The organism is Microcoleus sp. A2-C3 (assembly GCF_036706065.1).
Lineage (GTDB): Bacteria > Cyanobacteriota > Cyanobacteriia > Cyanobacteriales > Microcoleaceae > Microcoleus.
In genome coordinates this window covers 164,973-177,424 of the sequence record NZ_JAUBVX010000002.1, presented here as the reverse complement: position 1 = coordinate 177,424, position 12,452 = coordinate 164,973, and the positions used below count along the sequence as shown (strand labels likewise).

The 12,452-nt window shown below is 48.3% G+C and carries 20 protein-coding genes; 19 read left to right on the top strand and 1 reads right to left on the bottom strand.

What is annotated here, in order from left to right; translation table 11 throughout:
- Nucleotide 1: 1 nt before the first annotated feature.
- Nucleotides 2–478: an NAD(P)H-quinone oxidoreductase subunit N gene (locus QUB66_RS02250; protein ID WP_265233174.1), complete on the bottom strand. Its 477-nt coding sequence runs from the start codon at nucleotides 476–478 to the stop codon at nucleotides 2–4.
- Nucleotides 479–907: 429 nt separating this feature from the next.
- Here QUB66_RS02250 and rplC point away from each other — a divergent pair, with 429 nt between their 5' ends.
- The 19 genes from rplC (at nucleotide 908) to secY (ending at nucleotide 12,452) form a co-directional block, all read left to right on the top strand.
- The gene (rplC, locus tag QUB66_RS02245; protein ID WP_265233277.1) at nucleotides 908–1,543 is read left to right on the top strand and encodes a 50S ribosomal protein L3; all 636 of its coding nucleotides are present in this window, start codon (nucleotides 908–910) and stop codon (nucleotides 1,541–1,543) included.
- Nucleotides 1,544–1,744: 201 nt separating this feature from the next.
- The gene (gene rplD, locus QUB66_RS02240) at nucleotides 1,745–2,377 is read left to right on the top strand and encodes a 50S ribosomal protein L4 (RefSeq protein ID WP_265233173.1); all 633 of its coding nucleotides are present in this window, start codon (nucleotides 1,745–1,747) and stop codon (nucleotides 2,375–2,377) included.
- Nucleotides 2,370–2,678 (top strand): 50S ribosomal protein L23, encoded by a 309-nt coding sequence (locus QUB66_RS02235; protein ID WP_265233172.1) that lies wholly within the window; start codon nucleotides 2,370–2,372, stop codon nucleotides 2,676–2,678. The genes rplD and QUB66_RS02235 overlap by 8 nt, the downstream gene beginning before the upstream one ends.
- A gap of 159 nt (nucleotides 2,679–2,837) precedes the next feature.
- On the top strand, nucleotides 2,838–3,701 hold the full coding sequence (rplB, locus tag QUB66_RS02230; RefSeq protein ID WP_265233171.1) for a 50S ribosomal protein L2: 864 nt from the start codon (nucleotides 2,838–2,840) through the stop codon (nucleotides 3,699–3,701).
- A gap of 131 nt (nucleotides 3,702–3,832) precedes the next feature.
- Nucleotides 3,833–4,114 (top strand): 30S ribosomal protein S19, encoded by a 282-nt coding sequence (rpsS, locus tag QUB66_RS02225; RefSeq protein WP_265233170.1) that lies wholly within the window; start codon nucleotides 3,833–3,835, stop codon nucleotides 4,112–4,114.
- 97 nt (nucleotides 4,115–4,211) lie between these two features.
- Complete coding sequence (gene rplV / locus QUB66_RS02220) at nucleotides 4,212–4,571, top strand: 50S ribosomal protein L22 (RefSeq protein ID WP_265233169.1); 360 nt, start codon at nucleotides 4,212–4,214, stop codon at nucleotides 4,569–4,571.
- Between the two features lie 193 nt (nucleotides 4,572–4,764).
- Nucleotides 4,765–5,493: a 30S ribosomal protein S3 gene (rpsC, locus tag QUB66_RS02215; RefSeq protein WP_265233168.1), complete on the top strand. Its 729-nt coding sequence runs from the start codon at nucleotides 4,765–4,767 to the stop codon at nucleotides 5,491–5,493.
- A gap of 97 nt (nucleotides 5,494–5,590) precedes the next feature.
- On the top strand, nucleotides 5,591–6,013 hold the full coding sequence (gene rplP / locus QUB66_RS02210) for a 50S ribosomal protein L16 (protein ID WP_265233167.1): 423 nt from the start codon (nucleotides 5,591–5,593) through the stop codon (nucleotides 6,011–6,013).
- 150 nt (nucleotides 6,014–6,163) lie between these two features.
- Nucleotides 6,164–6,445, top strand: a complete 282-nt coding sequence (gene rpmC / locus QUB66_RS02205; RefSeq protein WP_265233166.1) for a 50S ribosomal protein L29 — start codon at nucleotides 6,164–6,166, stop codon at nucleotides 6,443–6,445.
- Nucleotides 6,446–6,487: 42 nt separating this feature from the next.
- Complete coding sequence (gene rpsQ, locus QUB66_RS02200; protein ID WP_265233165.1) at nucleotides 6,488–6,736, top strand: 30S ribosomal protein S17; 249 nt, start codon at nucleotides 6,488–6,490, stop codon at nucleotides 6,734–6,736.
- Nucleotides 6,737–6,851: 115 nt separating this feature from the next.
- A complete protein-coding gene (gene rplN / locus QUB66_RS02195) occupies nucleotides 6,852–7,220 on the top strand; it encodes a 50S ribosomal protein L14 (protein WP_193973611.1) in 369 nt (122 codons plus the stop codon).
- A gap of 1 nt (nucleotide 7,221) precedes the next feature.
- Nucleotides 7,222–7,584: a 50S ribosomal protein L24 gene (gene rplX / locus QUB66_RS02190; RefSeq protein WP_265233163.1), complete on the top strand. Its 363-nt coding sequence runs from the start codon at nucleotides 7,222–7,224 to the stop codon at nucleotides 7,582–7,584.
- A 113-nt stretch (nucleotides 7,585–7,697) separates the two neighbouring features.
- Nucleotides 7,698–8,243, top strand: coding sequence for a 50S ribosomal protein L5 (gene rplE / locus QUB66_RS02185; protein ID WP_265233162.1), 546 nt, complete (start codon nucleotides 7,698–7,700; stop codon nucleotides 8,241–8,243).
- Nucleotides 8,244–8,265: 22 nt separating this feature from the next.
- Complete coding sequence (gene rpsH / locus QUB66_RS02180) at nucleotides 8,266–8,670, top strand: 30S ribosomal protein S8 (protein ID WP_265233161.1); 405 nt, start codon at nucleotides 8,266–8,268, stop codon at nucleotides 8,668–8,670.
- 122 nt (nucleotides 8,671–8,792) lie between these two features.
- Nucleotides 8,793–9,341 carry a 50S ribosomal protein L6 gene (gene rplF, locus QUB66_RS02175; RefSeq protein ID WP_265233160.1) on the top strand — a complete coding sequence of 183 codons (549 nt, stop codon included), beginning with the start codon at nucleotides 8,793–8,795 and terminating at the stop codon, nucleotides 9,339–9,341.
- Nucleotides 9,342–9,343: 2 nt separating this feature from the next.
- Nucleotides 9,344–9,706 (top strand): 50S ribosomal protein L18, encoded by a 363-nt coding sequence (gene rplR / locus QUB66_RS02170; protein WP_265233159.1) that lies wholly within the window; start codon nucleotides 9,344–9,346, stop codon nucleotides 9,704–9,706.
- Between the two features lie 199 nt (nucleotides 9,707–9,905).
- On the top strand, nucleotides 9,906–10,454 hold the full coding sequence (gene rpsE / locus QUB66_RS02165) for a 30S ribosomal protein S5 (RefSeq protein WP_265233158.1): 549 nt from the start codon (nucleotides 9,906–9,908) through the stop codon (nucleotides 10,452–10,454).
- Nucleotides 10,455–10,598: 144 nt separating this feature from the next.
- Nucleotides 10,599–11,045, top strand: a complete 447-nt coding sequence (rplO, locus tag QUB66_RS02160) for a 50S ribosomal protein L15 (protein ID WP_265233157.1) — start codon at nucleotides 10,599–10,601, stop codon at nucleotides 11,043–11,045.
- Between the two features lie 102 nt (nucleotides 11,046–11,147).
- Nucleotides 11,148–12,452 carry a preprotein translocase subunit SecY gene (gene secY, locus QUB66_RS02155; RefSeq protein WP_265233156.1) on the top strand — a complete coding sequence of 435 codons (1,305 nt, stop codon included), beginning with the start codon at nucleotides 11,148–11,150 and terminating at the stop codon, nucleotides 12,450–12,452.

Genomic DNA, 12,452 nt, shown 5'->3' with positions numbered 1-12,452 from the left:
TTTAAGCTGCAACTAAAGCATCTTTAAGCGGCTTCCAGGTAAAAGTGCGATCGCCCCCCATCTCTACTGCTATTTTAACTCGCGGTTCTAGCGTCGGCAAAACAGTCAAATACTCAACTTCCTGACTAGACAAAATCTGCCCTTCAATAATCCAGAGTACCAGTCCTTTTGCTTTCGGTGGCAAATTATCTAATTGAGTTTGCAACATCGGCGGCACGTAGTAGGTATAACCCACAGCCCCTTCGTTGCCAGTAGTTTTCTTGCCCAAATGCGGCGGCCGCACCCCATGAATCCCCGTCAAATACATCGCCAAATCGCCCAAGCCCCGCGCCGTAATCGTGTACGCACCGTAGCCTTTTGCCCTCAGCCTGCGCAGGTAGCGCCCCTCAAATCCTCCCTCTAAAGGAACGTACAGGGCCAGCGACCCCGACTTTTCCAAATCCCGAATCATATCCGCACCAGTGGTAATCAGTCCCATAAATTTGTCTTGCCTGTGGTTTTACATTTGGTCGATCGCAGGAGAGCGAGCTTAAAGTATTATAAATGCTAAAGCTGAGGCGAAAAGTTATCAAGATAGGCCTTGACAAACTGCAAACACTTCATGTAGTGTTATTAGTTGGCGCTGTCAAGGATACTGAGTAGATTACTATTCAAGTCCTAGCCCAAATAAGCAAGACCGAAATAAAAGTCGGAGATAAAACAGGCAAAAAGCCTCGAATGTCAACCCTTGCAAGACTTCCACAAGCTCCCAAATTTAAAATTCAAATTTTAAACACCGAGGAAAGCTGTTGGTTGATAACAGTTAATTGCGGAAACACTGAAATAGATGTTTCTGCACAAGAGCAAGCGGATTGACGTAAACTTCGTAATCCGAAACCTCTTGCGTAAACAAAAGGAAGAAAAATCCGTGTCTGTAGGCATTCTTGGCACTAAACTAGGCATGACTCAAGTGTTTGACGCTGAAGGGAGAGCAATCCCCGTCACCGTCATACAAGCAGGGCCTTGTACAGTAACTCAAATCAAAACAAAACAAACTGATGGCTACGGTGCCATTCAGATTGGATACAGTGAAGTCAAACCAAAGGCTCTCAACAAGCCAGAATTGGGACATCTTGCCAAGTCGGGGGCGAATCCATTGCGCCACTTGCAGGAATACCGCTTGGAAGACACCAGTTCCTTTGAATTAGGCCAACAGCTAAACGCTGATGCCTTTACACCGGGACAGATAGTAGATGTCATCGGTACAAGCATCGGTAAAGGTTTTGCAGGCTTTCAAAAGCGCCACAACTTTAAACGAGGCCCCATGTCTCACGGTTCTAAAAATCACCGCGAACCTGGATCGATCGGGCCTGGAACAACTCCCGGTCGTGTTTATCCCGGTAAAAGAATGGCGGGACGTATGGGCAACGTTCAAGTCACCGTCCGCAAACTCACAATTGTCCGGGTGGATACAGAGCAGAATCTGTTGCTAATTAAGGGAGCAGTTCCCGGAAAAGCTGGCGCTTTAGTCAATGTTGTGCCTGAGAAAAAAGTAGGACGTTAGTCAGTAGCCAGTAGTCAGTAGTCAGTAGTCAGTAGTCAGTAGTCAGCAGTCATTAGTCATTAGTTGGCGGTTAGCAGTCAGCAATAACTAAGAACTAAAAGCTGAAAACTAAGAGCTAATAACAGACAACAGAAAACTAAAAACAGACAACAGAAAACTCAAAAACAGACAACAAACACAAAGCGACAAAGGACAAAAGATATGGTTAACTGTGTAGTGCGAAATTGGCAAGGCGAAGAAGTTGGAGAAACAACTTTAGAGCTTCGCGTAGCCAAAGAAGAAAATGCGTCTCACGTTGTTCACAGAGCATTGACGCGGCAAATGAATAACGCCCGTCAAGGCAATGCTTGCACCAAAACGAGAGCGGAAGTCAGAGGCGGTGGCCGCAAACCCTGGCGTCAAAAAGGTACCGGCCGAGCCAGAGCAGGTTCGATCCGTTCTCCACTGTGGCGTGGCGGCGGTGTCATCTTCGGGCCAAAACCGAGAGACTTTGAAGTCAAAATGAACAAGAAGGAACGCCGTCTCGCTTTGCGGACAGCATTCTTCAGTCGTACCGAAGACATGATTGTGGTTGAAGAATTTGCAGAGCAATTTCCGAGACCGAAAAGCAAAGAACTGCTGAGTGCGATCGCCCGTTGGGGTATCGACTCCAATAAAAAAGTTCTGTTAATCTTGCCAGAACCGCAACTCAACGTTTACTTGTCAGGACGCAACATCGAATTAGTCAACGTCATCTTGGCAACTTCCCTGAATGTTTACGACGTTCTTGCGGCTGACAAAATTATCGTTACATCTACAGCCATAGCTAAAATTCAGGAGATTTACGGTGAGTAAAATCGACCCCCGCGACTACGCAGATTTGATCCAGCGTCCGATTCTCACCGAGAAAGCTACCCGAATGATGGAATTAAATCAATTCACATTCGACGTAGCCCCGAAAGCGACCAAACCTCAAATCAAAGCTGCAATCGAAGAGCTATTTAAGGTTAAAGTCACCGCTGTCAACACCCAAAACCCGCCGCGCAAAAAGCGTCGAGTTGGTAAATTCGTCGGTTTTAAACCTTGTTACAAGCGAGCAACCGTCACTTTGCTAGACGGAGACTCGATCCGCAAACTCCTATTCCCAGAAGTTTAGCCAATTTTGGATTTTAGATTTTAGATTAAAGAATTGCAGTTAGCTAGTGCAAATTCCCCATCTAGGAAACTGGCAAGTTAACTGATTAATCCCAAATCTAAAATCTAAAACCGCAAAGTCCAAAATCCCAAGTCTAAAATCTAAAATCTAAAATCGATTATGGGCATTCGTTCTTACCGACCTTATACCTCTAGTACCCGAGAAAAGACCGTCTCGGACTTTGCTGAAATTACGAGATCAGAACCAGAAAAGTCTCTAACCAGCAACAAGCACACCAAACAAGGCCGCAACAACCGAGGCGTCATTACCTGTCGCCACCGGGGAGGCGGTCACAAACGGCTTTATAGAACGATCGACTTCCGCCGCGACAAACACAGCATTCCTGCTACTGTCAAGGCGATCGAGTATGACCCCAACCGCAACGCCCGCATCGCCCTCCTGTTCTATAAAGACGGCGAAAAACGGTACATTCTGCACCCGCTCAACTTAAACGTCGGTACAGTAATTGTCTCAGGCCCAGACGCGCCGATCGAAATCGGCAACGCCCTACCCCTGAAAAACATTCCCCTCGGTACCAGCATCCACAACGTCGAGCTAGTACCAGGTAAAGGCGGACAAATCGTCCGTTCCGCAGGCTCCAGCGCTCAGCTAATGGCAAAAGAAGGTACCTACGTCACCCTCAAACTGCCATCCGGTGAACAACGCAAAGTCCGCGCCGACTGCTACGCTACGATCGGTCAAGTTGGCAACACAGACGCGAGAAACGTCAGCCTCGGTAAAGCCGGTCGCACCCGCTGGAAAGGCCGCAGACCAACAGTTCGTGGTAGTGCCATGAACCCGGTAGATCACCCGCACGGTGGTGGCGAGGGCAGAGCGCCCATCGGGCGTCCAGGGCCAGTCAGTCCTTGGGGAAAACCAGCATTGGGTGCCAAGACTCGAAGCAAGAACAAGCGCAGCGACTCTTTAATCGTTCGGCGCCGCCGCAAATCTTCCAAGCGTGGCAAGGGCGGCAGACAAAGTTAAGGAAGAAGGAAGAAGGAAGAAGGAAGAAGGAAGAAGGAAGAAGGAACAACGAAAAAGTTTTCCGTGCTCTTTTATTCCTGCAACTTTCTTCCCAATTCAATTCCAACTACTAATTACTAATTACCAAAATCATGTCTCGATCGTTAAAAAAAGGCCCGTTTGTCGCAGATCATCTGATGACAAAGATCGAAAAGCTCAATGCCGCAGGCCAAAAACAAGTAATTAAAACTTGGTCGCGATCTTCCACAATCCTGCCCCAAATGGTAGGTCACACGATCGCAGTTCACAACGGCAAACAGCACGTCCCAGTCTACCTGACAGACCAAATGGTCGGTCACAAACTCGGAGAATTCTCCCCCACTCGCACCTTTAGAGGTCACGCGAAAAGTGGTGATAAAAAGGCCAAAAGATAGCCTAATTAGGTGACAGGTAATAGGTAAGCGGAAAAACTTTTCCCCAATTACCAATTACCTTTTCCCCAATTACCATTTACCAATTACCCAAATCGAAATGGCTATAGATACCACATCCGAAATTAAGGCGATCGCCCGTTACATCCGAACATCGCCCTTCAAAGTGCGCCGAGTCCTCGACCAAATTCGCGGCAAAAGCTACCAAGAAGCGCTGATTTTACTCGAATTCATGCCCTACCGCGCCTGCGAACCAATTGTCAAAGTTTTGCGATCGGCAGTAGCCAACGCCGAACACAACGCAGGACTCGACAAAAGCAAGCTCGTAGTCTCTCAAGCTTACGCAGACCAAGGCCCAGTCCTCAAACGCTTTAGACCACGCGCTCAAGGTCGCGCCTACCAAATCCGCAAGCCAACTTGCCACATTACGGTAATAGTTGCTCCGATCGCAGAAGACTAAACCAGGGAAAACGTAATAGGTAATAAACAGCTTAAAGTAGAAAAAATAGGTAATCACCAATTACTTTTCTTCAAGGCACGGAAATCACGGAGTGGCAGACAGTTGTTTTTTACTTCTTTCTTCTTCCTTCTTCCTTCTTCCTTCTTCCTTCCCTGTTACCAATTACCAATTACCAATTAACTCATCAAATATTATGGGCCAAAAAATACATCCAATTGGTTTTCGCCTCGGCATTACCCAAGAGCACCGCTCTCGCTGGTTTGCTGACCCGAAAAACTATCCAGAACTCTTGCAAGAAGACTTCAAAATTCGCAAGTACGTCCGCAAAACCCTCAGCAATGCTGGCATTTCTTCGGTCAGAATTGAACGCAAAGCCGATCAAATCGACCTAGAAGTATTCACCGCCAGACCGGGCGTTGTCGTAGGCCGCGGCGGAGCAGGTATCGAAACCTTGCGCGTCGGTTTGCAACAACAACTTGGCAGCAATCGCCAAATTCGCATCAACGTCGTCGAAGTTCAACGAGTAGATGCAGATGCCACGCTGATCGCAGAATACATCGCCCAGCAACTAGAACGGCGCGTATCCTTCCGCCGAGTAGTCCGCCAAGCAATCACCCGCGCTCAAAAAGTCGGCGTCCAAGGCATCAAAATTCAAGTCAGCGGACGCCTCAACGGCGCAGAAATCGCCCGTACCGAATGGACGCGCGAAGGCCGAGTCCCCTTGCACACGCTGCGGGCCGACATCGACTACTCCTACTGCACCGCTCAAACCATCTACGGTATTCTGGGTATTAAAGTTTGGGTATTCAAAGGCGAAATTATTCCCGGACAGGAACAAGAATCCGCACCGAATGCAGCAGTGCCCCGGACTAAACAAAAGCGCCGCCGTCAGAACTTTGAAGATCGATCGAACGAAGGCTAACAGTCAATTGACAGTTGACAGTTGACAGTTGACAGCGAAGGGCGAGTAAGTTCGTGCTGTCTGCTATACCGATTACCAATTACTGAATTCCCTAGCCATGTTAAGCCCTAAAAGAACAAAATTCCGCAAACAACAGCGCGGGCGAATGAGCGGTATTGCCACCCGCGGCAACTCAGTTAGCTTTGGCGACTTCGCACTCCAAGCGATCGAACCCGCCTGGATCACTTCCCGCCAAATAGAAGCCGGACGGCGCGCCATGACCCGCTATATTCGCCGGGGCGGCAAAATCTGGATTCGCATTTTTCCCGACAAACCAGTCACCCAGCGCGCAGCAGAAACCCGGATGGGTTCCGGTAAAGGCGCACCTGAGTTTTGGGTAGCCGTGGTCAAACCCGGCCGGATTATGTTTGAAATTGGTGGTGTAACCGAAGAAATTGCCCGCGAAGCAATGCGTTTAGCATCTTTCAAATTACCGATTAAAACCAAGTTCATCACCCGCGCGGAAGACCCGTCATCGTGATAATCGAAGGTAGAATTAGGTCGGCATTGGTTAAAATTTTAAAGGGCTACAGCAATTTAAAATCTGCCATTCATCACTTTTCTGTCCTTCGACCTTCAGGATTTAGACAATTCTGTCGTCACTAGACCGCTAACGAGAAAGCACACAATTATGTCTTTGCCCAAGATTAAAGAAGCTAGAGAATTAAGCGATGCAGCACTAGCAGAGCAAATTTTAGCCGTCAAGCGCCAACTAATGGAATTGCGGCTTCAGCAAGCTACTGGCCGCATGGAAAAGCCTCACCTGTTCAAGCACGCCAAACACCGCGTCGCTCAATTGATGACAGTTGAACGCGAGCGCCAAGTCGCTGCTGATGCACAAGCTACTGCTGAAAAATTAGCCGCATCTCAAGCAGCCGCAGAAGCAGCTCCAACCGAAGTCAGCCCAGAGTGAGCAGCTCAAAAAAACTCAATCGCACAACAAAGATAGGTAGCTATGGCAGTTAAAGAACGAGTTGGCGTAGTAGTCAGCGACAAGATGGATAAAACCGTCGTGGTAGCAATCGAAAACCGCTCTTCCCACACCAAATACGGCAAAATTGTAGTCCGCACCAAGCGCTACAAAGCTCACGACGAAGAGAATAAGTGCAAATCGGGCGATCGCGTCCGCATCACCGAAACTCGCCCCTTGAGCAAAACCAAACGCTGGATGGTTGCTGAGATTTTCGGTGCAAAAAATGGCTAACAGTTAATTTCTAATTGCTCGCGTAGTGCGATCGGCTTTCTCCAGCGATCGACCATCCATTAGCAATTAGCAGTTAGCAGTTAGTAAGCATCAAATTACCTTTTCCCCAATCACCATGATTCAACCCCAGACATACCTCAATGTCGCCGACAATAGCGGAGCTCGTAAGCTCATGTGCATCCGCGTATTGGGAGGCGGCAACCGCCGCTACGGCGGAGTCGGCGATGTCATCATTGCCGTCGTCAAAGACGCCATCCCCAATATGGCAGTCAAAAAATCCGATGTCGTCAGAGCCGTCATTGTCAGAACCCGCAAAGCTTTACGTCGCGACAGCGGCATGAGCATTCGTTTTGACGACAACGCCGCCGTGATTATCAATCCCGAAGGCAACCCCAAAGGCACTCGCGTTTTCGGGCCAGTCGCCCGCGAACTCCGCGACAAAAACTTTACTAAAATCGTTTCCTTAGCCCCAGAGGTACTTTAAAATGTACGGAAAAAAGGGTAAACCAACTAGCGAGCCGCAGCGCTACAGAATGCACGTCAAAGCAGGCGACACCGTGCAAATAATTACTGGCAAAGAGAAAGGAAAAGTCGGAGAAATCTTAAAGACATATCCTAAAGTCAGCAAAGTAATTGTTAAAGGCGTAAATATCAGAACCAAGCACGTCAAGCCCCAACAAGAAGGGGAATCGGGAAAAATCGTCACATTTGAGGCTCCCATTCACAGCTCAAATGTGATGCACTATTCCGAAAAAGAGAAAATCGCCAGCCGCGTCTGCTATACATTTAGTGAGGATGGCCGTAAACTGCGACAACTCAAAAAAACCGGAGAAATTCTGGATAATTAGTCATTAGTCCTTAGTCATTAATTGGCAACTAACAACTGGCAACTAACAACTGACAACTGACAAAGAACAATTCCCTGACCAAGCCCAGGGACAGTTAACGAAACACAAAAACTATGCCGGACAAACTCAAAGTTCTTTATCAAGGAAAAATCGTTCCGAAACTGATGGATCAGTTTCAATATACTAATATCCATCAGGTTCCCAAACTCGTCAAAGTTACCGTGAACCGCGGTTTGGGAGAAGCATCTCAAAATGCTAAGGCACTCGATTCGTCGCTCAGCGAAATTGCCATCATCACCGGGCAAAAACCCGTGGTGACGCGGGCGAAAAAGGCGATCGCAGGCTTCAAAATCCGCAAAGGAGTACCAGTCGGCGTGATGGTAACGCTGCGTGGCGATCGGATGTACGATTTTCTCGATCGGCTGATCAACCTCGCACTCCCCCGCATCCGCGACTTCCGCGGCATCAGTCCCAAAAGCTTTGACGGGCGCGGCAACTACAGCTTGGGTCTGAGAGAACAGCTAATCTTTCCAGAAATAGAATATGACCGCATCGATCAAATTCGAGGCATGGACATTTCAATTATCACCACAGCAAATACCGACGAAGAAGGACGTGCCTTGCTTAAAGAAATGGGAATGCCGTTCCGGGACAACTAAGCACTAGAGTAAGAAGCAAAAGATGGCAGCTAACGATACCATAGCAGATATGTTGACGCGCATTCGCAATTCTTGCATGGCGCGCCACCAAACAACACAGATTCCAGCTACAAAAATGACCCGTAGCATCGCCCAAGTTCTCAAAAATGAAGGCTTTATCAGCGAATTTGAAGAAGCAGAACCAGAAGGGATTAAGCGAACTATAGTGCTTTCTTTAAAGTACAAAGGTAAAACTCGCAAGCCCATTATCACGGCACTTAAGCGAGTCAGCAAACCAGGACTTCGCGTTTACTCGAACCGCAAAGAACTGCCCAGAGTATTAGGAGGAATTGGCATTGCCATTATCTCCACCTCCAGCGGCATTATGACCGATAGAGAAGCCCGACGCCAAGGTTTGGGCGGTGAAGTGCTTTGTTATGTTTGGTAGTCATTAGTCATTAGTCATTAGTCACTGGTCATTGGAAACAGACTCAAGAATCAATCACTAAGGACTAATAACTAAAGGCTAATAATCAAGGACTAATAACTAAAAACAAAGGACAAAAAAATATGTCGCGAATTGGCAAGCGTCCGATTAGCATCCCCACCAAAGTCACCATCACCCTAGACGGTCAAAAAGTAGCCGTCAAAGGCCCTAAAGGTGAACTTTCCCGAGTAATCCCAGCCGAAATCGTCATGGGACTCGAAGGTGAGACTTTACTCGTTACCCGCCGAGACGAATCTCGCGTCGCCAGACAACTGCACGGCCTCTGCCGCACCCTAGTCGCCAACATGGTCGAAGGTGTCTCCGCAGGTTTTCAGCGTCGCCTAGAAATTATCGGCACAGGTTATCGGGCACAGGTTCAAGGACGGAACCTGATTTTAAACGTCGGTTACAGTAAGCCAGTTGAAATGCCCCCTCCAGAAGGCATCACAGTGGCAGTTGAAGGCAACACCAACGTCATTGTCTCCGGCATTGACAAAGAACTCGTAGGCAACACAGCAGCCCGCATCCGCGCGGTGCGTCCGCCCGAAGTTTACAAGGGCAAAGGCATTCGCTACAGCGGCGAAGTCGTCCGTCGCAAAGCTGGTAAAACAGGCAAAACAGGTAAGAAGTAAACATGAAGCTTACTCGCAAAGAATCAGTCCACCGCAGACACCGCCGCGTGCGGCGCAAGGTATTCGGCACCGCCGAACGTCCCAGATTAGCGGTATTTCGATCGTCCAATCACATCTACGCTCAAGTAATCGACGACACGGCACAGCACACTTTGGCTGCTGCGTCAACCCTCGACCCAGAACTGAAGTCAGATCTCAGTTCTGGCAGCAACTGCTCCGCGAGCGTCCAAGTCGGTCAGTTGATTGCCAAACGCTGTTCCAGCGCTGGCATAGCTAAAGTCGTCTTCGATCGCGGAGGCAACCTCTATCACGGTCGCGTCAAAGCCCTCGCAGATGCAGCTCGCGAAGCCGGGTTAGAATTTTAGGAAGCAGGAAGTTCGGCAACGGATTGTGTAACGGATGTAACGGATAGCAGGAATCAGGAATCTCGAATCTCGAATCAAATTCTTATTTTTTTAGATAAAGAAAGAAGAAACAATCGAGAACAAAATTCTGAATTCCTAATTGTTAATTTCTACTTGCCAACAACCAGTTAGCAATCTTCAATTCCCACAACACAAAACTATGGCAGAACAAAAAGAACAGCGCAACAAGAAAAAAAGCAGCAGTAACAACAAAGGGCGCGAAAAAGAATCCGAATGGCAAGAACGAGTTGTTCAGATTCGTCGCGTTACCAAAGTAGTCAAAGGTGGTAAAAAACTCAGCTTCCGCGCCATAGTCATCATCGGCAACGAACGCGGTCAAGTTGGAGTGGGAGTCGGCAAAGCTAGCGACGTAATCGGTGCCGTTAAAAAAGGCGTTGCTGACGGCAAAAAGCACCTAATTGAAGTCCCCCTCACCAAAGCTAACTCCATCCCTCACCCGATCAACGGTGCAGGTGGCGGAGCCAAAGTAATGATGCGTCCGGCAGCACCCGGAACCGGCGTAATTGCAGGGGGAGCAGTGCGAACTGTTCTCGAACTAGCAGGAGTCCGCAACATCTTAGCCAAACAGCTAGGTTCCGGAAATCCCTTAAACAACGCCAGAGCAGCAGTCAACGCTCTCTCAACCCTCCGCACCTTGTCCGAAGTTGCTCAAGAACGCGGAATTCCAGTAGAAAACCTCTACGGTTAGGGCATAGAGCATGGGAAACCGTAAGTTTTGAGTGTTAAGTGCTGGCGTTGAGAATCAAAAATCCGCAACTCAAAACTCACGCACTCAAAACTACTGCGCACCCGCTCTCTAAATACCAATTACCAATTACCAATTACTAAAACTATGAGATTGCAAGACGCCCGACCCAAAGCAGGCTCCCAAAAGCGCCCCCGACGCTTAGGCAGAGGTATTTCTGCCGGTCAAGGCGCGAGCTCCGGTAAAGGGATGCGCGGTCAAAAAGCTAGAGCCGGTAGTGGCACTAGACCCGGTTTTGAAGGTGGTCAAAATCCTCTTTATCGTCGCCTGCCCAAGCTGAAAAGCTTCCCTTTAGTGAACCGCAAAGAGTACACTATCATTAATGTAAGTAAATTAGCATCCTTGCCAGCAAACACAGAAGTTACTCTCACCTCTTTGATTCAAGCAAAAATTGTCACGACAGACGATGGGCCGCTGAAAATATTAGGAGATGGCGAATTGAATGTGGCCTTGCAAGTGCGCGCCAAGGCTTTTACCGCAGGTGCTCGCACCAAAATTGAAGCCGCCGGCGGAAGTTGCGAATTAATTGCATGAAGATTTGAGGTTTGAGAAGATGTCCAAATCTCAAATCCTCAAGCTGGCTATCAGAAAATCATTTAGTCGAAAATCCCAAATCTAAAATCCAAAATCGTAACTATGGACGTTAGTAGAGAAAAAGCGCCAACTGCACAAGAGACATTCATGCAGATGGCTCAAGCAGCTGGTCTGCGGGGCCGCATCCTCGTCACCATTGGCTTATTGATTTTAGTGCGCCTGGGTGTCCACTTGCCAGTCCCCGGCATCGATCGCGCCGCCTTTGCCCAAAACGTCCAAAACAGCCCTTTAATTGGCTTTTTGGACTTGTTTTCAGGAGGCGGGCTATCAGCTTTGGGGATTTTCGCGCTGGGGATTTTGCCCTACATTAATGCTTCAATTATCGTGCAACTTCTAACTGCGGCTCTGCCCAGTTTAGAAGATATGCAGAAAAATGATGGAGAAGCAGGGCGACGCAAGATTTCTCAAATTACTCGCTACGTTTCTTTGGGCTGGGCTATTCTGCAAAGCGTTGGCATTGCGATTTGGGTCAGTCCTTTTGCTCAATCTCCGGGACCTTTTTTCATCCCACAAACAGCTTTGGCTCTAACAGCCGGCTCGATGTTTGTGATGTGGATATCGGAAGTGGTGACGGAACGAGGTATTGGGAACGGAGCCTCGCTGTTGATTTTTATCAACATTGTGTCGGTTTTACCGCGTTCTTTGGGACAAACGTTTGAGTTGGCTCAAAGTGGCGACACGCAAGTTGTCGGCCGTGTAGTGGTTCTGCTGCTGGTCTTTTTGGTGACGATTGTCGGGATTGTTTTTGTTCAGGAAGGTACTCGTCGCATTCCGATTATTTCTGCCCGTCGCCAAGTCGGTCGCAAGGTTTATCGGGAGAGTCGCAGTTATCTACCCCTGCGCTTAAATCAAGGCGGAGTGATGCCGATTATTTTTGCATCTTCGGTGTTGATTGTGCCTTCTTTCCTCGCTCAGTCTCTCAATCAGCCGTTTTTGGTTCAAGTTGCTAATGTGTTGAGTCCGAACGGCCCGGCGCCTTGGGCTTACGCGCTGTTTTATCTGACTTTGATTCTGTTCTTCAGCTATTTTTACGCTTCGTTGATTGTCAACCCCGTAGATATGTCTCAGAACTTGAAGAAAATGGGCGCCAGCATCCCTGGAATTCGTCCTGGTCAAAAAACCAGCGATTATGTGGAGAAGGTTTTGAACCGTTTGACTTTCTTGGGAGCGATTTTTCTCGGTCTGGTGGCCATTGTACCAACGGCTGTAGAAAGTGCGATCGGCGTCCAAACTTTTAGAGGGTTTGGTGCAACTTCCCTACTAATTCTAGTGGGTGTGGCGATCGAAACGGCTAAGCAAATTCAAACTTACGTCATCTCCCAGCGATATGAAGGAATGGTGAAGTAA

Coding starts and splice junctions, on each gene's coding strand:
- rpsS (WP_265233170.1), top strand. CDS start 3,833: ATGTCTCGATCGTTAAAAAAAGGCCCGTTTGTCGCAGATCATCTGATG.
- rpsE (WP_265233158.1), top strand. CDS start 9,906: ATGGCAGAACAAAAAGAACAGCGCAACAAGAAAAAAAGCAGCAGTAAC.
- rplR (WP_265233159.1), top strand. CDS start 9,344: ATGAAGCTTACTCGCAAAGAATCAGTCCACCGCAGACACCGCCGCGTG.
- rplO (WP_265233157.1), top strand. CDS start 10,599: ATGAGATTGCAAGACGCCCGACCCAAAGCAGGCTCCCAAAAGCGCCCC.
- rplX (WP_265233163.1), top strand. CDS start 7,222: ATGTACGGAAAAAAGGGTAAACCAACTAGCGAGCCGCAGCGCTACAGA.
- rplN (WP_193973611.1), top strand. CDS start 6,852: ATGATTCAACCCCAGACATACCTCAATGTCGCCGACAATAGCGGAGCT.
- rplF (WP_265233160.1), top strand. CDS start 8,793: ATGTCGCGAATTGGCAAGCGTCCGATTAGCATCCCCACCAAAGTCACC.
- QUB66_RS02250 (WP_265233174.1), bottom strand. CDS start 478: ATGGGACTGATTACCACTGGTGCGGATATGATTCGGGATTTGGAAAAG.
- rplB (WP_265233171.1), top strand. CDS start 2,838: ATGGGCATTCGTTCTTACCGACCTTATACCTCTAGTACCCGAGAAAAG.
- rplE (WP_265233162.1), top strand. CDS start 7,698: ATGCCGGACAAACTCAAAGTTCTTTATCAAGGAAAAATCGTTCCGAAA.
- rplP (WP_265233167.1), top strand. CDS start 5,591: ATGTTAAGCCCTAAAAGAACAAAATTCCGCAAACAACAGCGCGGGCGA.
- rpsC (WP_265233168.1), top strand. CDS start 4,765: ATGGGCCAAAAAATACATCCAATTGGTTTTCGCCTCGGCATTACCCAA.
- rplD (WP_265233173.1), top strand. CDS start 1,745: ATGGTTAACTGTGTAGTGCGAAATTGGCAAGGCGAAGAAGTTGGAGAA.
- rpsH (WP_265233161.1), top strand. CDS start 8,266: ATGGCAGCTAACGATACCATAGCAGATATGTTGACGCGCATTCGCAAT.
- rpsQ (WP_265233165.1), top strand. CDS start 6,488: ATGGCAGTTAAAGAACGAGTTGGCGTAGTAGTCAGCGACAAGATGGAT.
- secY (WP_265233156.1), top strand. CDS start 11,148: ATGGACGTTAGTAGAGAAAAAGCGCCAACTGCACAAGAGACATTCATG.
- rplV (WP_265233169.1), top strand. CDS start 4,212: ATGGCTATAGATACCACATCCGAAATTAAGGCGATCGCCCGTTACATC.
- rpmC (WP_265233166.1), top strand. CDS start 6,164: ATGTCTTTGCCCAAGATTAAAGAAGCTAGAGAATTAAGCGATGCAGCA.